Consider the following 23800-nt stretch of genomic DNA (forward strand, 5'->3'; position numbering starts at 1 on the left):
CGCAGGCCGCAGGCCGCAGGCCGCAGGCCGCAGGCCGCAGGCCGCAGGCCGCAGGCCGCAGGCCGCAGGCCGCAGGCCGCAGGCCGCAGGCCGCAGGCCGCAGGATCACCGTCGGCGCGCCGCACGCCCGCGCCGGGATCGTCGCCGTCGGCACGCCGAACACTCACCGCGGACCCGCCCCCGTCTCACAGCGGCCAGCTCAGCAGCGTGTAGATCATCCCGCCGATCCACCCGACGCCCGCGAGCACCGCCACCGCCAGACCGAGCACCACGGCGCGCTCGACGGGGCGGTGGGGGTCGGACAGGGGCTTGGGGGCACGGTGTGTCGTCATGGGGCCAGCTTCTCGGGCGGGCGAGGCCCCTGGGCATCCGTACTCCTACTCAGGTAGGACGGCAGGTACTCAGGAGGTGAGGGTCGCCTCCCGCAGCGCCCGGCGGCACAGCGCGTCCGCGCGGCGGGTGGTCTCCGGGAGGCGGTAACGCGGGGTGAGCCGCAGGACGTGGGCGCAGGCGGTGTCCAGCCCGACCCGGTGGCCGACCGAGACGAACACCGGCTTCACCCCATCCCGGGTGCGCAGCGCCCGCCCCACCTCCTCCTCACCCGCGAGCAGCGGGGACGACGACCCGCGCGGATGGGCCGGTTCCTCGTGGGTGAAGGTGAACGGGTTCTTGGCGACGCCGACCGTGGGCAGCCCGGTGAGCACCCCGAGGTGGCTGGCGAGGCCGAAGCGGCGCGGGTGGGCGAGTCCGTAGCCGTCGCAGACGACGAGGCCCGGCGGGTGGCGCAGCGCCTCCAGGGCGGCCAGCACGGTGGGAATCTCCCGGAAGGCCAGCAGACCCGGCACGTACGGGAAGGAGACGCGCCCCACCGCAGTCGCCTCGGCGACGGTGTCGAGACTCGCGGCGTCCAGCACGACGGCCGCCGCGGCGACGACGTCCCGTTCGTCGTCGTAGGCGACGTCGACGCCGGTGACGTACCCCGTCCCGGGCGGTGGCCCCGGCTCGTCGTGGACCACCCGCGCGCGCAACTCGTCCTGGACGGCGCGGGCCTGCTGCTCGGTCGCGGGCCAGCCCGCGGGAACGCGTACGGTCGTCATGGTGGTGCCGAGCGTACGCGTCCGTGCACCGGCCTACTTGCCCAGCGCCCGCCGCAGCTGCTCCTTGTTCATGTCCGAACGGCCGTGGATGTCGCGCCGCTTGGCCTCCTCGTACAGCTGGTCCCGGGTGGGCCCCTGGGAGCCCTGGCCGGACCGCTGGCCGCCGCGCTGGCCGGACGACATGTCCTGCGTGGAGGTGCGGCTGGCGGTCTTCGACTCGCCGGAGCGGGCGCGTTCCTTGTTCACCGTGCGTGCCGCGATCTCCTTGGCGCGCCCCGGGCTCTCGCCCCGGTCCCGCGCGCTCTCCTTGATGTGCTCGTACTGGCGCTCCCGCTTGGAGCCGGAACCGCGTGGCATGTCCACTCACTTCCTCTCGGCTGCGCGGCCCGGGTACCCGTCTCGCCGGTGAACGCCACACGGGTCCCGGGCGGGCCCGGCCGAACATTCCGTCACGGCCGTGATTGAGGACAGTGACGTAGGTCACTCGCCCAGGGTGCACGGATTGACGGATTCCGACGTCTCAACCCATGCCGGGCCGTACCCGGAAGCCGTCCCGTCGTCCCGCCGTCACAAGGGAGCAAGGCGTTGTCCACCGTCATTGAGCAGCCCGTCGAGGCCCGCCTCGTGGCCGCGGCACCACGGATGCAGAACATCCCCGCGACCCTGAGCTACGACGACCGGGACCCGTTCGCGGTCCGTATGACCTTCCCCGCGCAGGCCACCCTGGAGGGCGTGGAGGTGCGCTGGACCTTCGCCCGCGAGCTGCTGGCGGCCGGTCTGCACGACGCCGAGGGCCACGGCGACGTCCGGGTGCGGCCCTACGGTTTCGACCGCACCGTCCTGGAGTTCCACGCCCCGGAGGGCACCGCGGTGGTCCACCTGCACTCCGGCGACGTACGCCAGTTCCTGGCGACGACCGCGGAGCTGGTCCCCCTCGGCCTCGAACACCTCCAACTCGACCTGGACGACGGCCTGGCGGAGCTGATGCGGGACGCCTACTGAGAGCCCAGCAGGGCGTTCAGCTCCGCGTACCCGGTCCCCCCGGTCAGCGTGTCGTACGTCCCCGTGCCCAGGAGCTCCCGTGCGGCGCGGCGGATCAGGGCGTGGGTGGCCTGGGCGATGGCCGAACCGGCGCTGACGCGGGCGACGCCGAGGGCGGCGAGTTCGCTGACCGGGGGTGCGCCGGGACCGACCAGCACGTTCAGGGGGGCGTCCACGCCGTCCGCGAGCAGTTTCACCGTTCCCGGGTCGACGGTGCCGGGGACGAAGATGCCGTCGGCGCCCGCGGCGAGGTAGGCGGCGGCCCGCTCCAGGGTGTCGTCCACTCCCCCGGCGCCGCGCAGGAAAGTGTCGACGCGGGCGTTGACGAACAGCGGCACGCCCGCCGCGTCGGCCGCCCCGCGCGCGGCGGCGATCCGCTCGGCCTGCTCGGTGAGCGGGCGCAGCGGTCCCCGGCCCGGCTCGTGCGACGCGTCCTCGATGTTGACGCCCACCGCGCCCGCCGCGAGCACCGCGCGGACGGTGTCGGCGACGCCCTCCGGGTCCCGGGCGTAGCCGCTCTCGATGTCGGCGCTCACCGGCAGGCGCACCCCGGCGGCGATCACCGCGACCGCGCCGAGTGCCGCGTCCCGCCCCAGCCGGTCGCCGTCCGCCGCGCCCAGGGCCCAGGCGAGCCCGGCGCTGGTGGTGGCCACGGCCGCGGCGCCCGCGTCGGCGACGATCCGGGCGCTGGCGAGGTCCCAGGCGTTGGGCAGGACCAGGGGCCGTCCGGGAACGTGCAGGGCGCGGAAGGCCACGGCGCGGTCGTGCGGCGTGCGGGTGGTGTCGTCGGTCGTCATGCCGCCGACTCAACCAGGCGGGAACGGGTTTGGCTCGCAGGAATCCGACGGGGACGTGCGGCGGCGTTAATCCGTTGACAGGGCCCGGAGGCCGTTCGTACGGTCGGGAGCGTTCTGTTGCCGCCGATGGGAGAAGGACGTTGCTCGTCTGAGGTCCTGAGACACCGCGTGACACCCCGGGGTGGGGTGTGCGCAGCGTGCGACCTCGGCGTACGAGCCGTCCGTCCAGTCCGTTCCGTCCGTTCCGCCTTCCGGGCGCTCGGATTCTCGGGCACAGGGCTTTCCCGCCCACGGCATCCTCGTTCCCGGCCCGTCGGCCGCAGGTGTCTCGACACGCGTTCGCCCCTCACCGACCCGACGCTTCGAGCGACCGCGGAGGCCGCATGTCCATCCCTTCCATCACCGTCACGTCCCTCGCCTTCGGCTGGCCCGACGGCACCGCCGTCTTCGACGGCCTCGACACCACCTTCGGGCCCGGCCGCACCGGCCTCATCGGCGTCAACGGCTCGGGGAAGTCCACCCTCCTGAGGCTCGTAGCCGGTGACCTCACCCCCGTCGACGGCACCGTCCGCGTCGCGGGCGAGGTCGGCTACCTGCCGCAGAACGTCACCCTCGACACCGCCCTGCGGGTCGACGAGGCGCTCGGCATCGCCGCGCGCCGGGCCGCCCTGCACGCCATCGAGGCCGGCGACGCGGCGACCGGGCACTTCGAGACCGTCGGCGACGACTGGGACGTGGAGGAACGCGCCCTCGCCACCCTCGGTGAGCTGGGCCTCGGCCACATCGACCTGGACCGCACGGTCGGTGAGGTCTCGGGCGGCGAGTCGGTGCTGCTGCGGCTGGCCGCGCTGCTGCTGCGCCGCCCGGACGTCCTGCTCCTCGACGAACCCACCAACAACCTGGACGTCTACGCCCGCAAGCGGCTGTACGCGGCGGTGGCGTCCTGGCCGGGCGTGCTGGTCGTGGTCAGCCACGACCGGGACCTGCTGGAACTGGTCGACCAGATCGCGGACCTGCGCTCCGGCGAGATCTCCTGGTACGGCGGCAACTACTCGGCGTACGAGGAGGCGCTCGCCGTCGAGCAGGAGGCGGCCGAGCGGATGGTGCGGGTCGCGGAGGCCGATCTGCGCAGGCAGAAGCAGGAGCTCGTCGAGGCGCACGGCAAGCTGGCCAAGCGGACCCGCTACGCCAACAAGATGTACGAGAACAAGCGGGAGCCGAGGGCGGTGATGAAGCTCAGGAAGCGCTCCGCCCAGGTGTCCGCGGGCAAGCACCGCATCATGCACGAGGAGAAGCTCGCCGAGGCAAGGGAACGCCTCGACGAGGCCGCGGAGGCGGTACGGGACGACGACGAGATCCGCGTCGACCTGCCGTACACGGCCGTACCGCCGGGCCGCACCGTGCTGACCCTGCGCGGGCTGGAACTGGCGTACGGCGCACGGATCGACGGCGGTCTCGACGTGCACGGCCCGGAGCGGATCGCGCTGGTCGGCCGCAACGGCGCGGGCAAGACGACGCTGCTGCGGACCATCGCCGGGGAGCTGGCGCCGGTGGCGGGCGAGGCGACGGCGCACGTGCCGCTGCGGTTCCTGCCCCAGCGGCTCGACGTCCTGGACGGGGAGCTGAGCGTCGCGGAGAACGTGGCCCGGTTCGCGCCGGGTGCCACCAACAACCAGATCCGGGCGCGGCTGGCCCGCTTCCTGTTCCGGGGCGCCCGCGCCGACCAGCGGGCGGCGACGCTCTCCGGCGGCGAGCGCTTCCGGGCGGCGCTGGCGGCGCTGATGCTGGCGGAACCGGCGCCCCAGCTGCTGATGCTGGACGAACCGACGAACAACCTGGACATGGCGAGCGTGCGGCAGCTCACCTCGGCCCTGGAGTCGTACGAGGGCGCGCTGCTCGTGGCCAGCCACGACCTGCCGTTCCTGGAGTCCGTCGGCATCACCCGCTGGCTGCTGCTGGACGGCACGCTCACGCGGACCACACCGGAGGCGTTGGCGGTCGGGGGGTGACGGGCGGGAAAGTGGTGTGAAGGGGGGCGCGTCGCCTTCGACGCGCGGCGCGGATGCGGTACGCCGGTGACAGCCCCCACCTTCCCAGGGAGACCCCAGTGCCCAGCAAGAAGGCCCTCGTCCGCCGCCCCGGTCCACGTCTCGCCGAGGGGCTGGTGACGCACGTCGAACGGGCGCCGGTCGACACCGAGCTGGCGCTCCGGCAGTGGGAGGCGTACGTCGACGCGCTGCGCGCCCACGGCTGGGAGACCGTCGAGGTGCCCCCGGCCGACGACTGCCCGGACTCCGTGTTCGTCGAGGACACGGTGGTCATGTTCCGCAACGTCGCGCTGATCGCCCGCTCCGGCGCCGAGTCCCGCCGGGACGAGACCGCCGGGGTGGAGGAGGTGGTGGCCGGGCTCGGCTGCTCGGTCAACTGGGTCTGGGAGCCGGGCACCCTGGACGGCGGCGACGTGCTGAAGATCGGCGACACCGTGTACGTCGGCCGCGGCGGGCGCACCAACGCCGCCGGGGTACGGCAGCTGCGGGCCGCCTTCGCGCCGCTGGGCGCGCGGGTGGTCGGCGTGCCGGTGAGCAGGGTGCTGCACCTGAAGTCGGCGGTCACGGCGCTGCCGGACGGGACGGTCGTCGGCCATGTGCCGCTGACGGACACGCCGTCGCTGTTCGGCCGGTTCCTGCCGGTCCCCGAGGAGTCCGGCGCCCACGTGGTGCTCCTCGGCGGCGACCGGCTGCTGATGGCGGCGAGCGCGCCGAAGACCGCGGAGCTGTTCGCGGACCTCGGGTACGAGCCGGTCGTCGTGGACATCAGCGAGTTCGAGAAGCTGGAGGGGTGCGTGACCTGTCTGTCGGTGCGGCTGCGGGACCTGCACACCTGACCACACACCTGAAACCGCACACCTGACCGCACGCCCTTGGGCACACTCGGGCTCGGATGAACAGAGGTCTTTACGGCGTTCTTAACCTACGGCTTCGTAACCTACGGATTCGTAGCCTACGATTCCGTAGGTTCCCGGCTACCCACGGCCGGAACGTCCCCGTTCAGCGCCCCGTCCCCCTGGAGTACCCGTGACGATCACCTCCCCCCATCTCGGCAGCCCGTCCGTCTGGACCGACGCCAAGCTGCTGTACGCGCTGGAGGAAGTGGTCGAGACCGAACTGAACCGGCATCTGAAGATCGCCAAGGACTGGATGCCGCACGAGTACGTGCCGTGGACCGACGGCCGTAACTTCCCCGGGTTCTTCGAGGACGGCGAGTCCTGGGAGAAGGAGCAGTCCAAGGTCACCGAGATCGGCCGGATCGCGCTCGTCGTGAACCTGCTGACGGAGGACAACCTCCCCAGCTACCACCACGAGATCGCCTCCCTCTTCGGCCGCGACGGCGCCTGGGGCACCTGGGTGCACCGCTGGACCGCCGAGGAGGGCCGCCACGGCATCGTCATGCGGGACTACCTGCTCACCTCCCGCGCGGTGGACCCGGACAAGCTGGAGCAGTTCCGCATGGCCCACATGAGCGAGGGCTTCGAGCACGACCACCGGCACTCGATGCTGCACTCGGTCGCCTACGTCGCCTTCCAGGAGCTGGCCACCCGCATCTCCCACCGCAACACCGGGCACCAGTCGGGCGACCCGGTCTGCGACCGGATGCTGTCGCGCATCGCGACCGACGAGAACCTGCACATGGTGTTCTACCGCAACCTGCTGAAGGCGGCGTTCGAACTCGCCCCCGACCTCACCATGCAGGCCGTCCGCGATGTCGTCGTCGGTTTCCGGATGCCCGGTCACGGCATTCCCGGCTTCGAGCGGGCGGCGGCCCAGATGGCCATCGGCGAGGTCTACAACCTGCGCATCCACCACGACGACGTGCTCCAGCCCGTGCTGCGCTTCCTGAGGGTCATGGAGATCGACGGGCTGGGCCCGGAGGGCCTCAAGGCGCAGGAGGAGCTGGGCCTGTTCATGGGCGGGCTGGACGCCGAGGCCGCCAAGTTCGACGAGAAGCTGGCGGCGCGCAAGGCGCGGATGGCGGCCCGCGCGAGCGCCTGACCGACACGCCCGACGGACGCGCCCGACCGACACGCCGGGGCGGTGCGTCAGCGCGGGGTGCGCCTCAGGTGCAGGCGTTCCTTCTCGGAGAGGCCGCCCCAGACGCCGAAGCGTTCGTCGTGGGCGAGGGCGTACTCCAGGCAGGCCGCGCGCACCTCGCACATGCCGCAGATGCGCTTGGCCTCACGGACCGAGCTGCCCGGCTCGGGAAAGAAGAAGTCCGCCCCGGTCTGCGCGCACAGGGCCTGTTCCCAGGCGGTGCGGGCCGGGCGGGTCGTTTCGGTGTGCATGGCCGAGAGTGTGCCCACCGGCGAAAAACGTTCCATCAACGTCCGCTCAACGCCCGGCGCCGGGCCTCCTCCGACCGCCCCGATGATGACCGCCCGTACTCCTCCGCGCACGGCGGCGCGCGGAGGAGCGCGGGCGGATCTGGCGCGCCCCGGAGCGGTGGCGCGGTTGTCGGTGGGGAGTGCGAGACTCGGCAGTGGAGGCAGTGGGTCTCGTGCGAGGAGGGCGGGCATGATCACCACCCGTTTCGTCGGCGGCGCGCCGAACTGGCTCGACGTCGGGGCTCCCGACCTGGACGGCGCCGTCGACTTCTACGGCGGCCTCTTCGGCTGGCGGTTCCGCCCCGCGGGGCCGGAGGCCGGGAGGTACGGCTTCTTCCAGCTCGACGGCCGCACCGTCGCCGCCGGGATGCCCACCGACCCGGAGCAGGGCCCGCCGTCCTGGACGGTGTACTTCCACAGCCCCGACGCGGAGGCCACCGCCAAGGCGGTCGAGCAGGCGCACGGCACCGTGCTGACCCCGCCGATGGACGTGCCGGGGCAGGGCCACATGGCCGTCCTCGCCGACCGCGCGGGCGTGCCGTTCGGCATCTGGCAGCCGGGGCGGCTGAGCGGCCTGGACGTCTTCGAGGTCCCCGGCGCGCTGTGCTGGCTGGAGCTGTACTCGCCGGACATCGCGGCAGCCGCCGGTTTCTTCAACGCCGCGCTCGGCTGGGAGACCACCTCGCTCGCCTTCCCGGGCGGCGTCTACACCTGCGTCGCCCCGGCCGGGGTGGGTGACGAGGGGCTGTTCGGCGGTCTGGTCCCGCTGACCGACGACCCCGCGGAGGCGGACTCCCCGCCGTACTGGCTGCCGTACTTCGAGGTCGTCGACACGGACGCGGCGGTCGCCAGGGCACAGGAACTGGGCGGCACGCTCCGGGCGGGGCCCACGGACGTGCCGGACGTCGGCCGGATGGCCAAACTGGCGGACCCGTACGGCGCCCGGTTCGCCGTACTGAAGAGCCTGCCGCAGGCCGGCGGCTGACCGGGGCGGCGACCGCGGGCGCCTCAGGCCGAGGCGCGGCGGACCAGGGTGGTGGGCAGGACCACGCTGGTCGGCGGGAGGTGGGCCGCGTCGCCGTCGGGGCGGCGGTCCAGGCGGTGCAGCAGCAGACGGGCCATCAGGCGCCCCATGCCCTCTATGTCCTGGCGGATCGTGGTGAGCGGCGGGTCGGTCTGCTCCGCGACGGGGACCATGTCGTCGAAGCCGATCACCGCGACGTCCTCGGGCACCCGGCGCCCCCGCTCGCGCAGCACCCGCAGGGCGCCGGAGGCGGTGAGGTCGTTGGCGGCGAAGACGGCGTCCACGTCGGGGCGGCGGTCCAGGAGTTCCCGCATCGCCCGCTCCCCACCGGACGGGGTGAAGTCGCCCTCGACCACCAGCGCGGGGTCGGCGTCGACCATGACGTCCCGGTAGCCGTCCAGCCGGTCCACCGCCGACGTCTGGTCCAGCGCCCCGGCGATGTGCGCGACCCGGGTGCGGCCGAGGTCCACGAGGTGGCGTACGGCGTCCCGGGCGCCGCCCCGGTTGTCACTGTCGACGAAGACCGCCGACGGGGCGTGGGGATCGGCGCCCTCGCCCCAGCCGGGCCGCCCGCCGAACACGGTCGGCACCCCGGCGCCCCGGATCAGGCCGGGCAGCGGGTCGTCGAGGTGCAGCGAGAACACCAGCGCCCCGTCGACATGGCCACCGGCGAGGTAGCGGCCGACGCGGGCGTGGTCGTCGCGGCCCTCGGTGAGCAGCAGCACGAGCTGGTTGTCGTGGGCGGTCAGCTCCTTGCTGATGCCGCGCAGCTGGCGGGCGAAGAAGGGGTCGGCGAAGACCCGGGTCTCCGGTTCGGCGATGACGACGGCGACGGCGTCGTGGCGCCGGGTGACGAGGGTGCGGGCGGCCTGGTTGGGGACGTAGCCGAGTTCCTCCACCGCCCGCCGGACCCGCTCGGCGAGGGCCGTGCGCACCCCGTCGCCGCCGTTGACGACGCGGGAGACGGTGGCCCGGGAGACACCCGCACGCGCGGCGACCGCTTCCAGGGTGGGGCGCGACACTGCCTCGGTCACTTCGAGCACTCCTCCTGCGCGGCTGCGGATCAGGATAGCCGCGGGCAGGTGGGGAGGGGGAGCGCTCTACGACGGGGCCCCCTTAATGCCCCTCATACCCCGCTAATGCCCCTCATGCCCCGCGCCGGGATCGTGCGGTTCGTAGCCCGGGATCGTGCCGTCCGCCTTCCTCACCAGGAACAGGCCCACCATCCCCATGTCGGCGTGGCTCTGCACATGGCAGTGGTACATCCACGCCCCGGCGCCCACCCCCTCGCCCGCGATCACCTGGAAGCCGAAGGAGTCGGCGGGGCCCACGATCTTGTTGTCGATGACGGCGCTGGGGTCCTCGGGGCCGGTGAGCAGGCCGGTGCGGTTGTCCGCCCAGCGGTGACCGTGCATGTGGAACGTGTGGTAGAACTCGCCGTGCGTGATCACCACGAACTCCACCCGGTCGCCCACGGTGGCCTCGAAGTCCGGACCGGTGTGCGGGGCACGGTTGTTGACCGTCATGTCGTTGAAGACGATCGTGTGGGTCCGGTCGGGCAGGACGTCGTCCTTGCGGCGGACGATCACCGCGCCGTAGAGGCCCTTGCGGATGCCGCCGGTGCCGTGTTCGGTGCCGACGACATGGTCGTGGTAGTGCCAGTACCCCGCGCTGCCGGGCCGCCAGGTGCCGTCCTTGCGGCGGCCGGGGGCGTGGGTGCGCCAGGTGTATGTGCGGGTGCCGCCGGGTTCGACGTGGCTGTGGTTCTGCTTGGTGCCGTCGCTGGAGATCTCGTAGTCCAGGCCGTGCACATGGAGGCTGGCGGCCACGTCGAGGGTGTTCTCCACCTCGACGTGCAGGGTGTCGCCCTCGTTCAGTTCGATCAGCGGGCCGGGCACGGTCGCCTTGCCCTTCTCCAGGCCGTAGCCCAACCGGCCGTCGGCGAGCTGTTCCATGTAGAGCCTCAGGTGCCGGACCTCGCCACCGGCCGGTGCGGTGCGGACCGGCCGGGCGGCGGCGCCGACCGCCTCCGGGGCCATGGACAACGATGTCGCCACGGCCGCGCCACCCAGTAGTACCCGACGGTTGAACCCACGTCTGTCCATGGTGAACTCCCCACTCCAGTACGGGTGGTGTGACCGTAACCGCACGGAACGCGTTTATCCACACCCAGGACAAAGTTTGTTCTGTTCCGGTCGTAGCTCTTGGCGAACCGAGCAAAGAGGTCTAGCTTCCATGGCGCTGTCGCTGTGACCGACGAGGGGTGAGTGACCACATGCGGTCCACTTCGCACCAACGGCCAGGAAACGCCAACCGATCGACCCGCGGAAGACGGCTGCTGACGGCTGTCCTGACCGCCGGGTTCGTCACCGCGGGGCTGCTCACCGGCTCCGCCGCGAGCGCGCGTCCGGCGCCCGAGCCGACGCTGACAACGATGTCCGTGAAGTCGCCCCCGGGCGGCGCGAACGTACGGGTGCTGATCTTCTACGGCTCCGCCGCCCCCGGCGAGGAGTCCCCCCTGGTGAACGCCGGGATCGAGGCGATCGAACGGATCGGGCTCACCGGACCGGCCAACGAGCGCTTCAGGGTCGTCGCCACCGACGACGCCTCCGTCTTCACCGACGAGAGGAGGCTCGGCCGCTTCAACTCGATCGTGTTCCTGACCGGCGGCGGGGACGTCCTCGACCCCGAGCAGGAGGCCGGTCTTGAGGCGTACATGGAGGCGGGCGGCGGCTTCGTCGGCCTGCACGACGCGGCCCGTGCCGAGCCGTACTCGGACTGGTTCACCGGGCTGATCGGCGCCCGCCCGGCGGCCTCCTCCCCCAGCGCCGTGCGGCGCGCCACCGTCGAGGTGGGCGACCGGCTCCACCCGGCCACCAAGGACCTGCCGCTGGAGTGGAAGCGGCCGGACCGGTGGCTGAACTGGACCGAGAACCCGTCCGGCGACGTGCACACGGTCGCCCGGGTACGGGAGTCGACCTACCAGCCGGGGTCCGGCGCCAACGGGTGGGACCACCCGGTCAGCTGGTGCCGGGACTACGACGGCGGCCGGTCCTTCTACACCGGCATGGGCGGCACGGTGTCGTCGTACGACGAGACGGACTTCCGCGCCCATCTGCGCGGCGCGCTGCTGTGGACCACCCGGATCGCCCGCGCCGACTGCAAGGCCACGATCGCCGGGAACTACCAGGCCGAGCGCCTCACCCGGCCCAACCAGCCCGGCCAGAGCGACCAGATCGGCGAACCGCACGGCCTGGTCACCGCCCCCGACGGCCGCGTCTTCTACATCGGCCGCGGCGGGGGCGACGCCTCCCAGCCCGTGGTCACCGACTGGAACGACCCGGACGTCGGCAAGGGCAGGGGCCAGATCCACGTCTACGACCCGAGGACCGGGCAGGTCACGCTCGCCGGTGAGCTGACGGTGTTCGGCAACAAGGGCGGCGGCGACGAACTGGTCAAGGTCGAGGAGGGGCTCCTCGGCATCGAGCTGGACCCGGACTTCGAGGCCAACGGCTGGGTGTACCTGCACTACACGCCGCACTCGGAGATCGACCGCGACACCCGCATGGCCCAGCGGCGCGTCTCCCGGTTCACCCTCGACCCGGCCACCGACAGACTGGACCTCGGCAGCGAGAAGGTACTGCTCCAGTGGCCGGTGCAGATCCACAGCTGCTGCCACGCGGGCGGCGGGATGACCTGGGACTCGAAGGGCAACCTGTACATCGCGACCGGCGACAACAACTCCAGCGGCTTCAGCGGCGGTTACTCCGGCAACAACCCGCAGCCCCACTTCAAGGGCGTGTCCTTCGCGGACGCTCGCCGCACCGCCGGGAACACCAACAACCTCAACGGCAAGATCCTGCGCGTCCACCCGGAGCCGGACGGGACCTACACGCTCCCGGAGGGCAACCTGTTCACCGGGGAGGAGACCGACGAGGGCGGCGGCAAGACGCGCGGCGAGATCTACGTGATGGGCGTGCGCAACCCGGCGCGCATCTTCGTCGACCAGCGCACCGACGTGCTGTACGCGGGCTGGGTGGGCCCGGACGCCTCGGCACCGTCGCCGGTGTGGGGTCCGGCCAAGTACGACACCTTCGCCGCCATCACCGAGGCGGGCAACCGCGGTTGGCCGTACTGCATGGGCAACAAGCAGCCCTACCGGGACCGCAACCTGCCCGATCCCAGCCAACCGCTGGGCTGGTACGACTGCGACCACCCGAAGAACGAGTCCCCGAACAACGACGGCCTGGTCAATTTGCCGCCGGTCACCGGCAACAACATCTGGTACTCGCCCCAGGGCGGCGGCCCCGACTACCCGCGCGACGCGTCCGGTGTGCCGTCGTACCAGCAGGACGAGGCGACGTACCGGCTGCCGTGGCTCAAGGGCGGCGGGCAGGCCGCGATGAACGGGCCGGTCTACCGGTACGACGACACGGCGGCGGACAGCGCGGTCAGGTGGCCCGCGTACTGGGACGGCAAGTGGTTCGTCGGTGACTTCTACGACGCCGGCCAGCCGCGCAACGCGGTGCTCATGGACCCGAGGACCCAGGGTGACGGCGGGCTGCCGGTGCACTCGGAGACGCTGAAGGGGATCGTGCCGGTCGGCAACGACGGCATCAAGAACCTCATGGACTGGAAGTTCGGTCCGGACGGCGCCCTGTACGTGCTCGACTACGGCCGCGGCTTCTTCACCTCGGACGCCAAGTCCGCGCTGTGGCGGGTCACCTACACCGGCGGCGGGCCGACCCCCGCCGCCGACCAGCTGGCGAGAGGGGCGACGCGGTGACGCGGCGACGAAGAGTGTGGACGGCGCTGCTGGCGGCCGTACTGACGATCCTGGGGCTCCAGACGGCACCCGCCGTCGGCAGCGAGCCCGCACCGGGGGCCACGGCGGCCCAGGTGCTCACCTGGACGGCGAACGACGACATCACCCGGTACGCCTCCGTCCCCGCCACGGCGGTGGCGGGTCCGGCGACGATCGTCTTCGAGAACAGCGCGGCGACCGGCAACACCACGGGGATGCCGCACACGCTGACGTTCGTCACCAGCGACCCCGAGTTCAACGGCGACGTCGAGCTGAACATCCTGGCCAACCCCGACGACGGCGAGGGCGGGCGGCACACCGCCGAGGTCACGCTCACGCCGGGCCGCTACTTCTACCACTGCACGATCCCCGGCCACGGCCAGATGCAGGGCATCCTGGTGGTGTCCGAGGGCGGCGGCGAGGACACCACCCCGCCCGAGGCCACGGCGGAGGTCGGCGGCGCGCGGAACGCCGACGGCGCGTACGTCGGCTCCGCGACCGTCACCGTCACGGCCACCGACGAGGCGGGCGGCTCGGGCGTCGACCGGATCGAGTACGCCGTCGACGACGCGACCGCCTGGCAGCCGTACACCGCGCCGGTCGTCGTCGACCAGGTCGGTGACCACACGGTCCGCTACCGCGCCCTCGACCGGGCGGGCAACGTGTCCGCCGAGCGGAGCGCGCGGTTCACGGTCGTCGCGCCGCCGACCGACGACACCACCCCGCCGGAGACCTCGGCGACGGTCACCGGCGAGCGGAACGCGGACGGCACGTATGTCGACATGGCGACGGTCACCGTCTCCGCCTCGGACACCGGCTCCGGCGTCAACGGCGTCGAGTACGCGATCGGCGCGTCCGGCGCCTGGCAGCCGTACACCGCGCCGGTGATGGTCCACCAGGTCGGCACGCACACCGTGCGGTACCGGGCGACCGACAAGGCGGGCAACACCGCCGCGGAGAAGAGCGTGGAGTTCACGGTCGTCGCCGCGCCGGTGGAGGACACCACGCCGCCGGTGACCGGGGTGACGGTGGCCGGTTCACGGAACGCGGACGGGGCGTACATCGGCGCCGCCGAGGTCACGGTGACGGCGACCGACGAGGGCGGCTCGGGCGTCGACCGGATCGAGTACTCGCTCGACGGCGGACCATACCTCGCCTACGGCGGCCCGGTCGTCGTCGACCGCGCGGGCGCCCACATTCTCGCCTACCGCGCCACCGACAAGGCGGGCAACACCGCCGCGGCCCGCACCCTCAGCCTCACCGTCGTGTCGAGCCCGGTCCCGCCGCCGCACTGCCCGGAGTACGACGAGCGGCTGACGGTCTTCGTCGGCACCGTCGACTCGGGCGTGCCGAACCGGGTCACCGACAACCGGTGCCGGATCGGGGAGCTGATCGAGGACGAGAAGGAGTGGACGTCCCACGCGCTGTTCCTCAAGCACGTGAGGTCGGTGCTGGACGGGCTGCTCCGCGAGGGCGTCGTCGACCAGCGCGAGTACCGCGCGATCAACCGGGCCGCCCGGCAGTCCGGCATCGGCGAGCCCGGCCAGACCGAGGGCTACCGCAAGCTGTTCGACGGCAGCGCGGAGAGTCTCGCCCGCTGGCAGCACGTGGGCGGCGGTTCGTTCGCGCTGAACGCCGACGGGTCCATGACCAGCGGCACCACGAAGTCGGGCCTGGGGATGCTGTGGTTCCCGGAGCGCAAGTACGGCGACTTCTCGCTGCGCCTCCAGTGGCGGGACGACGCCCCCGGCACCGGGAACGCCAACTCCGGTGTGTTCGTGCGCTTCCCGTGGATCCTCGACCACCCCGAGGAGCCGCGGCCGGAGTGGGCCGCCATCAAGTACGGGCACGAGGTGCAGGTCTTCGACCGGCCCGACGGCGACATGTACAAGACCGGGTCGGTCTACGGCTTCGACCGGGTGGGTCTCGCCGGGGCCGGGGTCACCCAGAAGGGCACCTGGAACGACTACGAGATCCGGGTGGTCGACCAGCACTACTCGGTCTACCGCAACGGTGTGCTGATCAACGAGTTCGACAACACCGGCGGCCAGGAGTTCGCCCCGCCCCGCGCGGACGACCCCGGCACCGACGGACGGCGGTTCGCCTCCGGCTACGTCGGGCTCCAGGTGCACAGCACGACCGATGTCATCTCGTACCGGGACATCCGGATCAGGGAGCTGTAGGTCAGCCCTTCCGGGCCCGGCTCGGCTGTACCCGCTTGGGCTCCCCCGGCATCTTGGGGTACTCGGGCGGGTACGGCAGGTCGCCGAGGCCGTGTTCGCGCTCGTCCCGGGCCGCCAGCTCCAGCAGGGCGTCCAGGCGGTGGCGGTGCTCGTCCATGCCCGCGTGCACGTCGCCGACCTCGGCGTAGCGCGCGGGCATGGTCCTGAGGTCGAAGTCCCGGGGGTGCGCGTCGGGGACCTCGTCCCAGCGCAGGGGCGCGGAGACGGGGGCGTGCGGGCGTGGCCGTACGGAGTAGGCGGAGGCGATGGTGCGGTCCCGGGCGGTCTGGTTGTAGTCGACGAAGATCTTCTCGCCGCGCTCCTCCTTCCACCACCTGGTGGTGACCCGGTCGGGCATCCGGCGTTCCAGTTCCCGGGCCACGGCGATGGCGGCGCGCCGCACCTGGGTGAAGGTCCAGCGCGGTTCGATCGGCACGAAGACGTGCAGTCCGCGTCCGCCGGAGGTCTTGGGCCAGCCCCGCAGTCCGCCGAACTCGTCGAGGACGGCGCGCAGTTCCAGGGCGGCGTGGACGGCGTCAGCGAAGTCGGTGCCGGGCTGCGGGTCGAGGTCGACGCGCAGTTCGTCGGGCCGGTCGACGTCGGACCGCCGTACCGGCCAGGGGTGGAAGGTCAGCGTGCCGTACTGGGCGGCCCACACCACCGCGCCGACCTCGGTCGGGCACATCTCGTCGGCGCTGCGGCCGGAGGGGAAGGTGATGTGCGCGGTGGGGATCCAGTCGGGCATCCCCTTGGGCGCCCGCTTCTGGTAGAACCACTCGCCGCCCACGCCGTCCGGGTAGCGCTCCAGGGTGGTGGGCCGGTCGCGCAGGGCGCGCAGGATGCCGGGGCCGACGGCGAGGTAGTAGCGGGCGAGGTCCAGCTTGGTGTAGCCGGGCTCGGGGAAGTACACCTTGTCCGGGTTGGACAGCCGCACGGTCCGCCCGTCGGCCTCCAGTTCCACCGCTTCACCCATGCGAGCCACGGTAGGCGGAAGGGACGGACCTCGCATACCGGCCGTCAGGTCGGCGGGTTGTCGGTAACCGTGCGGATCTCGTAGTGCACGGTGCCGGTCCGCCACAGCCGGTGGACCAGCGGCACCACGAGCCCTTGCAGGACGGGGTGGTCCCGGCGCAGCAGCCGGGCCGCGCGCCGGTCCTCGGGGCTGCCCGGCGTCAGCCGCCGGGCCCGGGCCCGGACCGGTGGGCCCGTGGGCCGTCCGCGGACCGTGCAGGGGGCGAGGGTGACCTCCTGGGTGTGGCGCAGGCGTTTGACCTTCCCCGCGGTGCCGGGGGTGCGGAAGTAGCCGTGGTCACCGTCGACGGCGAGGTTGACGGGGGTGCCGACGCCCGTGCCATCCCTCTTGTAGGTGGTCAGCAGGGCGGCGTACGGCTTCACGAAGGCGCGGAGTTCGAGTGCGGCGTCGTTGCTGTCCATGTCTCCATGGAGGCACGGTCCGGGTGCCCTGTCACCCGCCCCGACGGTTTGCGGGGTGCTCCCCGGCCGCACAGAGTCGAGTCATGGACCTCCCCGTGATGCCGCCGGTCAAGCCGATGCTCGCCAAGTCCGTGGCGCGGATCCCGCCGGGGATGCAGTACGAGGCGAAGTGGGACGGGTTCCGGGCGGTCGTGTTCCGGGACGGGGCGGAAGTGGAGCTGGGCAGCCGGACCGGCAAGACGCTGACCAGGTACTTTCCCGAGCTGGTCGCGGCGCTCGGGGAGCGGGTGCCGGCGCGGTGCGTGCTGGACGGGGAGATCGTGATCGCGCGGGAGGGGCGGCTGGACTTCGACGCGCTCACCGAGCGGATCCACCCGGCCGACTCCCGGGTGCGGACGCTGGCGGAGCGCACCCCGGCCTCGTTCGTGGCGTTCGACCTGCTGGCGCTGGCCGACGCGTCGCTGCTGGACGTGCCGCTCAGCGAGCGGCGGGCGCTGCTGGTCACGGCGCTGGACGGGGTCACGGCGCCGGTGCACGTGGCGCCCGCGACGACCGACATCGAGGTGGCCCGGGAGTGGTTCGAGCAGTACGAGGGCGCGGGCCTGGACGGTGTGGTCGCCAAACCGCTCACCCTGCGCTACCGGCCGGACGAACGCGCCATGTTCAAGATCAAGCACGAGCGGACCGCCGACGTGGTCGTCGCGGGCTACCGCCTGCACAAGTCCGGCCCCGTGGTCGGCTCGCTGCTGCTCGGGCTGTACGACGACCGGGGCGCCCTCCAGCACGTCGGCGTGTCCGCGGCCTTCTCCATGGCGCGGCGCCGGGAGCTGGTGGCGGAGCTGGAGCCGCTGCGGATGGCCGACGTGACCGGCCACCCCTGGGCGGCCTGGGCCGACGAGGCGGCGCACGAGTCGGCCCGGCTGCCGGGCGCGCCGAGCCGCTGGTCGGGCAGGAAGGACCTGTCGTGGGTGCCGCTGCGGCCCGAGCGGGTGGCCGAGGTGGCCTACGACCACATGGAGAACGGCCAGCGGTTCCGGCACACGGCCCGGTTCCGCCGCTGGCGCCCGGACCGCACCCCGGAGAGCTGCACCTACGGGCAGCTGGAGGAGCCGGTGCGCTACGACCTGGCGGAGGTCTTCGGCGGGACCAGCTGAGTCACGGCCGCACGGGACCGGCTGGGTCACGGCCGCACGGGACCGGCTGGGTCACGGCCGCATGAGCACCTTCACCGCGCCCTCCTGCTTGCGCTGGAACATCTCGTAGGCGTGCGGCGCGTCGGTGAGCGGGACGTGGTGGGTGGCGAAGTCCTCCACCCCCAGCGGGTCCTCGTCCGTGAGGTAGGGCAGGATGTCGTCGCTCCAGCGCCGTACGTTGGCCTGGCCCATCCGCAGCTGGATCTGCTTGTCGAAGAGGGTGAGCATCGGCAGCGGGTCGGCGGTGCCGCCGTACACGCCGGACAGGGAGATCGTGCCGCCGCGCCGTACCAGGTCGATGGCGAGGTACAGGGCGGCGAGCCGGTCGACGCTGATCCGCTCGGCGAGCCTGCCGCTGACCGCGCGGGGCAGCATCGACGACGCCTGCTGGGCCAGCCGGGCGGCGGCGCTGCCGTGCGCCTCGGTGCCGACGGCGTCGATGACGGCGTCCGGGCCCCGCCCGTCGGTCTCGTCCTGGATGGCGGCGACCAGCTCCTTCTCCTTGTCGAAGGACCTGAGGTCGTACGTCTCCACGCCGCGCGCCCGCGCCCGCTCCAGCCGCTCGGGCACCAGGTCGACGCCGAACACCCGCCCGGCGCCGCGCAGCCGCGCGATCCGGCAGGCCATGTCGCCGATGGGGCCGAGGCCGAGCACGGCGATGCTGCCGCCCTGCGGCACGTCGGCGTAGGCGACGGCCTGCCAGGCGGTGGGCAGCACGTCGGAGAGGTAGACGAAGCGGTCGTCGGGCGGGCCCTCGGGCACCTTGATCGGCCCGAACTGGGCCTGCGGCACCCGCAGGTACTCGGCCTGGCCGCCGGGGACGGCGCCGTACAGCCGGGTGTAGCCGAACAGGGCGGCGCCCATGCCCTCGCTGGTGACCTGGGTGGTCTCGCACTGGGTGAACAGCCCGGTCAGGCACATCCAGCAGTTGCCGCAGGCGATCTGGAACGGCACCACCACCCGGTCCCCGGCCTGGAGGTCGGGGACCGCGGCGCCGACCTCCTCGACGATGCCCATGGGTTCGTGGCCGAGGATGTCGCCGGGGGTCATGAACGGGGTGAGCACCTCGTACAGGTGCAGGTCGGAGCCGCACAGCCCGGTGGAGGTGACGCGGATGACGGCGTCGGTCGGTTCCTCGATGCGCGGATCGGGGACGTTCTCCACCCGCACGTCGCGCTTGCCCTGCCAGGTCACTGCCTTCATCGCGCCCGCTCCCTCGTGTCACATGGTCGGTCACATGGGACGTCCGGGTACCCCGGCGGTCCGGCGCCGATGCACGGGCGCCGGGCGTGCGCCGTTCGGCGTAGGGACCGCCGCCTCACGGTGAATTCCTCATGGACCGCCAGAAGCCGTCGGAAGCGTTCGGGTATGGCAATCGATGCACCTATAAGCGCACAATTGATGGCACAGGGTAGGGCGGGTGGCTGCGGTGGGCACACGGCGGGCTTCTGGACGCGGTTCACGACTCGGGGAACACGGCAAGAGACGGGCACGGTGCGGCCGGCGGTCCGCCGGCGCGGGGACGCTGCTCGCCCTCGCGCTGACCGCGTCCCTCACGGCGGGCTGCGGCAGCGGCGGGGACGAACGCGACGACGGGCGGGCACCGGCGCACACCTCCGCGCGGACCCCCTCGCGGACGCCGTCCGATGCCGGTGCGGTGCTGGCGGTGAAGATCGACAACGCCCGTCAGGCCCGCCCGCACACCGGGCTCGACGCCGCCGACGTCGTCTACGCCGAGCAGGTCGAGGGCGGGCTGAGCCGACTCCTCGCGGTGTACGCCACCCGGCTGCCGGAGGTCGTCGGACCGGTACGCAGCGCCCGGGAGTCCGACCTGGAGCTGCTGCGCCAGTTCCACCGGCCGACGCTCGCCTTCTCGGGGGCGCAGCGCAAGCTGCTGCCGCTGATCGACGAGGCGCCGCTGCGGGCCGAGCCGCCCGGCCGGACCCGGGACGCCTACTTCCGCGGCACCGGCCGTCCCGCCCCGCACAACCTCTATCTGCGCCCGGACCGGCTGCTGGACGCCGCGCCCGGCCGGGAGGCGCTGACCACCACCGGCTTCCGCTACGGCGCCGCGCCCGACGGCGGCACGCCCCAGAACGCGCGCACCGTGCGCTTCCCGGCGGCCTCGTTCACGTTCACCTGGTCCGAGCGGCGCGACGGCTGGCTGGTGGCGATGGACGGCACCGAGGCGAGGTCCACGGAGGGGCGGCGGCTGGCCCCCGCGACGGTGGTGGTGCAGCACGTGCACATCCGCACCTCCGACTTCCACGACTCCAACGGCAACGTCACGCCGTTCATCGAGACGGTCGGCTCGGGGCGGGCGGAGGTACTGCGCGACGGGCAGGTCTACGACGCCCACTGGAAGCGGGACGTCGCCACCGACGGCACCCGGTTCACCACCGGGGACGGCACGCCGATGAACTTCGCCGACGGGCAGGTGTGGGTGCTGTTCGTGAAGGAGTGAGCCGCAGGACGGCTGTTCGGGGCCGGGTTGTTCAGGACGGGGTGACGAGGGGTTCCGCCGGGTTGCGGAGCCCCTCGGCCGCGTCCGCGAGCCGGCGGCTGAGGTCGACGAAGAGGGCCTGCTCCCCGGCGTCCAGCGGGGCGAGGGGGACACGGTTCGTCCGGGCCGCGCGCACGGCCAGCTTGCGGTGGGTGCGCGCGCCGTCCGCGGTCAGGCGCGGCAGGGAGCGGCGGCCGTCGTGCGGGGCGCGGCCCTGGTCGAGCAGACCGCGGCGGGTGAGCCCGCTGACCACCTCGGCGACGGTGGACCGGTCGAGGCCGACCCGCTCCCCCACCGTGCGCTGGTCCAGGCCCGGCCGCAGGACGAGCACGCTGAGGACCGTGAACCGCGGCGAGGTGGTCTCCTCCGAGACCATCGTGTTCCACAGCAGGTGGTGCGCCTGCTGGAGCCCGTACCGCGGGGTCCCGGCGGCGAACTCGGCGTTCGCGGCGGCGCGGCGGGTGCTGGCCGAGGAGGACCCGACCAGCTGACGTACCGCCGTCACGGCGGCGGGCCGCCGGTCTCCAGGGTGCGGCGGGCCGCGAGCGCCCGCTCGGCGAGGCCGTCGGCGCCGCAGGAGCGGGCCAGGGCGAGGCCCCGGTTCAGCTCGGCGGCGGAGCGGGCGGCGATGCCGTACTCGACGCGGGCGGCGGCGTGTTCGTACAGGCAGGGTGAGGCTTCCAGGTAGGTGACGGCCTGCTGGGCGAGGCGGACCTTGCGCTGGCCGGTCTCCAGGGCGGCGGCGCAGCGCACCGCCTCGCCGATCGCGGTGTCGGTGCCGAACCGCTCCGCCTGGCGGCGGGCGTCGACGGCGAGGCGGGCGGCCCGCGCGGGGTCGTCGGAGGCGAGGGCGCGGGCGAGGTCGGCGGTCCACGGGGCGAGGACGGGGTTGTGCCCGCCCCGCGCGGCGGCGGCCTTCTCGGCGGCCTCCAGTTCGTTGACGCCCTCCTCGGTGCGGCCGGTGGCGAGCAGCAGCCTGCCGCGTACCGAGCGGATGTCGGGCAGCACGATGGTGGACGGGTACGGCGGGGCGAAGCCGTACCGTTCGGCGAACGACCAGGCCTCGTCGACGTGGCCGCGGGCGAGCAGGGTGTCGACCAGGCCGCAGGTCGCCGACCAGTACAGCGGCAGTCCGCGGCCGACGCGCTCGGCGAGGCGCAGGGACTCGCGCAGCACCTCCTCGGCGTCCTTCAGACGGCCCTGCCTGCGGTAGGCGAGGCCGAGGAAGGCGTGCGCGAGGGCGAGGTGGCCGCCGCTCCAGCCCGCGGAGGTGTAGGCGCGCAGGGCCTCGGCGAAGAGGCTCTCGGCGCGGTCGAGGTGGTCGGCGTAGGCGTAGGCGCTGCCGAGCATCATCAGCAGTTCGACGCCCCACTCGGTGTCGGTCCAGCCGAGGCCGGGCGCGAGTCGGCCGTTGACGAGGGCCCGGTCGGCGAGTTCGACGACCTCGACGGCGTTCTCGCCGTGGGTCATGGCGTCGAAGGCGCGCAGGATGAGCAGGGCGCGTTCGGAGTTGTCGCGGCCGGCGCAGGTGCGGGCGAGCTGGGCGAGGCGCTCGGAGCGGCCGGGGGTGGCGGACTCGCCCGCGTAGACGCCCTCCCACATGTACTGCACGGCCTGGAGCCGCAGCCGGGCGGGACCTGCGTCATGCCGGGCGGCCTCCGCCGCGACGGTGCGGACGGCCTGCTCGGGCTGGTCGTTGTGGAGCAGCGCCTGGGAGAGGCGGAAGACGGCGTCCACGCGCGCGTCGCCGTCGAGGCCGGGCATGGCGAGCGCGGTCTGGAGGTGGCCGATGGTGGTGGCGGGCGCGGTGAGCAGGGTGGCGCAGCCCAGTTCGTAGAGCACGCGCGCGTGGGCCTCGGGGCGGGGCGGCTCCTCCAGGGCGCGTTCCAGGCAGCGGCGGGCGGCGTCGGGGGCGCCGACGGCGAGGTGTTCGCGGGCGGCCTCGCGGAGCTGGTCGACGAGTTCGGCGTCGTCGTCGGGGTGGACCTGGAGCAGGTGCCGGGAGGCCGCGGCGGCGCCGAGCCCGGAGTCGGTGACGACCTGGGCGGCGATGCCGTGCATGGCGGTGCGCAGGCCCTCGGGGATGGAGTTGTAGACGGCGGTGGCGATCAGCGGGTGCACGAACTCCAGCTCGCCGTCGTCGGCGCGGGGGTCGGCCGGGTCGGGGACGGTGAGGATGCGGGCGGTGCGCAGCAGGGCGGCGCAGCGGGCGGCGGCGTCGCGGTCCATGGTGGTGAGCTGGGCGACGAGCCGGACGGAGATGGCCTCGCCGAGGATGGCGGCGGCCCAGGCGAACCGGGTGGCGTCGACGCCGAGCCCTTCCAGGCGGGCGACGAGGCCGCGCCCGCGGGCGGAGCGGTTCAGGGCGCGCAGTTCCCCGGCGGAGACCTCGGTGGGGGTGAGTTCGCTGTCCTGGACCTTGGCGAGGAGTTCGACGGTCTCGTAGGGGTTGCCGCCGGTGACGGCCCACACCTCCCGGCAGAACGGGGCGTCGGCGTGGGCGCCGACGGTGGCGCGGGTGAGCCCGGCGGTGGCCTCGGGGGTGAGCGCGTCGAGGGTGCTGACGGGGCGGGCCGCCGCGGCGGCGACGGCGTCGAGGTGGCGGGCGCTGTCGCCGCCGATCTCGCCGGGCCTGCGGGCCACGACGACCAGCACCGGTACCTCGCGGAGCCGCTCGGCGAGGGCCGCGAGCCAGCGCAGGGTCTCCTGGTCGGCCCAGTGGGCGTCGTCGATCAGCAGGACGAGCGGCCAGTCGCGCTCGGCGAGGCGGCGCACGGCGTCGACGAGGCCGTCGCACACGCCCTGCGGGTCGGCCTGCCGCTCGCCGGGGTCGGCGATGCCGAGGGCGGGGCCCGCGATGTCGTACCCGTCACCGAGGTACTCGCGGGCCTCCTCGGGGAGCATCGTGACGAGGGCGGGCTGGAGCAGTTGCCGTACGACGTTGAAGGGGACGGACCTGAGGGTCTCGCCGCCGCGGGCCGACCAGACGGTGCAGCCGCGCAGTTCGGCGATCCGGCGGGTCTCGGCGAGCAGCGCGGTCTTGCCGAGACCGGCCTCGCCGCAGAACACCAGCAGGCCGCCGGAGGACGAGCGGTCGGCGCACAGGGTGTCGACCGCCTTCTCCAGTGCGGTGACCTCGCGGTCGCGCTCCCAGAGGGAGGCCGGACCAGGTGCCGTGGGCCGTGCCTCCGTCATCCCGCTGCCTCCCCGAGTCGCCCGAACGACGTACAGGGTGAGCGTAGTCCTCCCCAAGTCCCGGCGCAGGGTGGTCCGGTGACTGTTACCGGGCACGGGTGACACGGTCCGT

The 23800-nt window shown here is 73.2% G+C and carries 21 protein-coding genes; 9 read left to right on the forward strand and 12 right to left on the reverse strand.

Features of this window, described 5'->3' with window-relative positions; genetic code table 11:
* Positions 1-185: 185 nt before the first annotated feature.
* The 3 genes from ABZ659_RS06515 to ABZ659_RS06525 all read right to left on the reverse strand — a co-directional run bounded on the left by ABZ659_RS06515 (position 186) and on the right by ABZ659_RS06525 (position 1454).
* Positions 186-332 (reverse strand): hypothetical protein, encoded by a 147-nt coding sequence (locus ABZ659_RS06515; protein WP_360214127.1) that lies wholly within the window; start codon positions 330-332, stop codon positions 186-188.
* Between the two features lie 69 nt (positions 333-401).
* The gene (gene nfi, locus ABZ659_RS06520) at positions 402-1097 is read right to left on the reverse strand and encodes a deoxyribonuclease V (protein WP_360214129.1); all 696 of its coding nucleotides are present in this window, start codon (positions 1095-1097) and stop codon (positions 402-404) included.
* 33 nt (positions 1098-1130) lie between these two features.
* The gene (locus ABZ659_RS06525; protein ID WP_360214131.1) at positions 1131-1454 is read right to left on the reverse strand and encodes a plasmid stabilization protein; all 324 of its coding nucleotides are present in this window, start codon (positions 1452-1454) and stop codon (positions 1131-1133) included.
* A 228-nt stretch (positions 1455-1682) separates the two neighbouring features.
* On the opposite strand from ABZ659_RS06525, the gene ABZ659_RS06530 reads away from it, so the two are divergent.
* Positions 1683-2099, forward strand: coding sequence for an SsgA family sporulation/cell division regulator (locus ABZ659_RS06530; RefSeq protein ID WP_360214133.1), 417 nt, complete (start codon positions 1683-1685; stop codon positions 2097-2099).
* Here the strand turns inward: ABZ659_RS06530 and ABZ659_RS06535 are convergent.
* On the reverse strand, positions 2093-2935 hold the full coding sequence (locus ABZ659_RS06535; protein ID WP_360214135.1) for an isocitrate lyase/phosphoenolpyruvate mutase family protein: 843 nt from the start codon (positions 2933-2935) through the stop codon (positions 2093-2095). The genes ABZ659_RS06530 and ABZ659_RS06535 overlap by 7 nt on opposite strands.
* Positions 2936-3318: 383 nt before the next feature.
* On the opposite strand from ABZ659_RS06535, the gene ABZ659_RS06540 reads away from it, so the two are divergent.
* The 3 genes from ABZ659_RS06540 to ABZ659_RS06550 all read left to right on the forward strand — a co-directional run bounded on the left by ABZ659_RS06540 (position 3319) and on the right by ABZ659_RS06550 (position 6984).
* Positions 3319-4944: an ABC-F family ATP-binding cassette domain-containing protein gene (locus ABZ659_RS06540; protein ID WP_360214137.1), complete on the forward strand. Its 1626-nt coding sequence runs from the start codon at positions 3319-3321 to the stop codon at positions 4942-4944.
* 98 nt (positions 4945-5042) lie between these two features.
* A complete protein-coding gene (gene ddaH, locus ABZ659_RS06545; RefSeq protein WP_360214139.1) occupies positions 5043-5819 on the forward strand; it encodes a dimethylargininase in 777 nt (258 codons plus the stop codon).
* A gap of 190 nt (positions 5820-6009) precedes the next feature.
* Positions 6010-6984 (forward strand): acyl-ACP desaturase, encoded by a 975-nt coding sequence (locus ABZ659_RS06550; protein WP_360214141.1) that lies wholly within the window; start codon positions 6010-6012, stop codon positions 6982-6984.
* A gap of 47 nt (positions 6985-7031) precedes the next feature.
* On the opposite strand, the gene ABZ659_RS06555 is transcribed toward ABZ659_RS06550, so the two are convergent.
* Positions 7032-7274: a WhiB family transcriptional regulator gene (locus tag ABZ659_RS06555; RefSeq protein ID WP_360214143.1), complete on the reverse strand. Its 243-nt coding sequence runs from the start codon at positions 7272-7274 to the stop codon at positions 7032-7034.
* A gap of 229 nt (positions 7275-7503) precedes the next feature.
* Here ABZ659_RS06555 and ABZ659_RS06560 point away from each other — a divergent pair, with 229 nt between their 5' ends.
* The gene (locus tag ABZ659_RS06560) at positions 7504-8298 is read left to right on the forward strand and encodes a VOC family protein (protein ID WP_360214145.1); all 795 of its coding nucleotides are present in this window, start codon (positions 7504-7506) and stop codon (positions 8296-8298) included.
* A gap of 23 nt (positions 8299-8321) precedes the next feature.
* Here the strand turns inward: ABZ659_RS06560 and ABZ659_RS06565 are convergent, their stop codons facing one another.
* Together ABZ659_RS06565 and ABZ659_RS06570 are read right to left on the reverse strand one after the other, a co-directional pair.
* Complete coding sequence (locus ABZ659_RS06565) at positions 8322-9371, reverse strand: LacI family DNA-binding transcriptional regulator (RefSeq protein WP_360214147.1); 1050 nt, start codon at positions 9369-9371, stop codon at positions 8322-8324.
* Positions 9372-9473: 102 nt separating this feature from the next.
* The gene (locus ABZ659_RS06570; RefSeq protein ID WP_360214149.1) at positions 9474-10442 is read right to left on the reverse strand and encodes a multicopper oxidase domain-containing protein; all 969 of its coding nucleotides are present in this window, start codon (positions 10440-10442) and stop codon (positions 9474-9476) included.
* Positions 10443-10687: 245 nt separating this feature from the next.
* On the opposite strand from ABZ659_RS06570, the gene ABZ659_RS06575 reads away from it, so the two are divergent.
* A complete protein-coding gene (locus ABZ659_RS06575; RefSeq protein WP_360214470.1) occupies positions 10688-13123 on the forward strand; it encodes a ThuA domain-containing protein in 2436 nt (811 codons plus the stop codon).
* Complete coding sequence (locus ABZ659_RS06580) at positions 13120-15324, forward strand: family 16 glycoside hydrolase (RefSeq protein ID WP_360214151.1); 2205 nt, start codon at positions 13120-13122, stop codon at positions 15322-15324. The genes ABZ659_RS06575 and ABZ659_RS06580 overlap by 4 nt, the downstream gene beginning before the upstream one ends.
* A gap of 1 nt (position 15325) precedes the next feature.
* Here the strand turns inward: ABZ659_RS06580 and ligD are convergent, their stop codons facing one another.
* Both ligD and ABZ659_RS06590 read right to left on the reverse strand, forming a co-directional pair.
* Positions 15326-16336, reverse strand: coding sequence for a non-homologous end-joining DNA ligase (gene ligD / locus ABZ659_RS06585; RefSeq protein WP_360214153.1), 1011 nt, complete (start codon positions 16334-16336; stop codon positions 15326-15328).
* A gap of 44 nt (positions 16337-16380) precedes the next feature.
* Entirely contained in the window at positions 16381-16797 is a 417-nt protein-coding gene (locus tag ABZ659_RS06590) for a PPOX class F420-dependent oxidoreductase (protein WP_360214155.1), read from the reverse strand.
* An 83-nt stretch (positions 16798-16880) separates the two neighbouring features.
* On the opposite strand from ABZ659_RS06590, the gene ABZ659_RS06595 reads away from it, so the two are divergent.
* Entirely contained in the window at positions 16881-17951 is a 1071-nt protein-coding gene (locus ABZ659_RS06595) for an ATP-dependent DNA ligase (RefSeq protein WP_360214157.1), read from the forward strand.
* Between the two features lie 51 nt (positions 17952-18002).
* Here ABZ659_RS06595 and ABZ659_RS06600 read toward each other — a convergent pair whose 3' ends face one another.
* A complete protein-coding gene (locus tag ABZ659_RS06600; protein ID WP_360214159.1) occupies positions 18003-19193 on the reverse strand; it encodes a zinc-dependent alcohol dehydrogenase in 1191 nt (396 codons plus the stop codon).
* Positions 19194-19515: 322 nt separating this feature from the next.
* On the opposite strand from ABZ659_RS06600, the gene ABZ659_RS06605 reads away from it, so the two are divergent.
* Positions 19516-20454 (forward strand): DUF3048 domain-containing protein, encoded by a 939-nt coding sequence (locus ABZ659_RS06605; protein WP_360214472.1) that lies wholly within the window; start codon positions 19516-19518, stop codon positions 20452-20454.
* A gap of 31 nt (positions 20455-20485) precedes the next feature.
* On the opposite strand, the gene ABZ659_RS06610 is transcribed toward ABZ659_RS06605, so the two are convergent.
* Positions 20486-20998: a MarR family winged helix-turn-helix transcriptional regulator gene (locus tag ABZ659_RS06610; RefSeq protein ID WP_360214161.1), complete on the reverse strand. Its 513-nt coding sequence runs from the start codon at positions 20996-20998 to the stop codon at positions 20486-20488.
* Positions 20995-23688, reverse strand: coding sequence for an AAA family ATPase (locus ABZ659_RS06615; protein ID WP_360214163.1), 2694 nt, complete (start codon positions 23686-23688; stop codon positions 20995-20997). The genes ABZ659_RS06610 and ABZ659_RS06615 overlap by 4 nt, the downstream gene beginning before the upstream one ends.
* Positions 23689-23800 lie beyond the last annotated feature (112 nt).

Origin of the sequence: Streptomyces sp. NPDC006997, from assembly GCF_040635175.1 — a bacterium.
Taxonomy (GTDB): Bacteria; Actinomycetota; Actinomycetes; order Streptomycetales; family Streptomycetaceae; genus Streptomyces.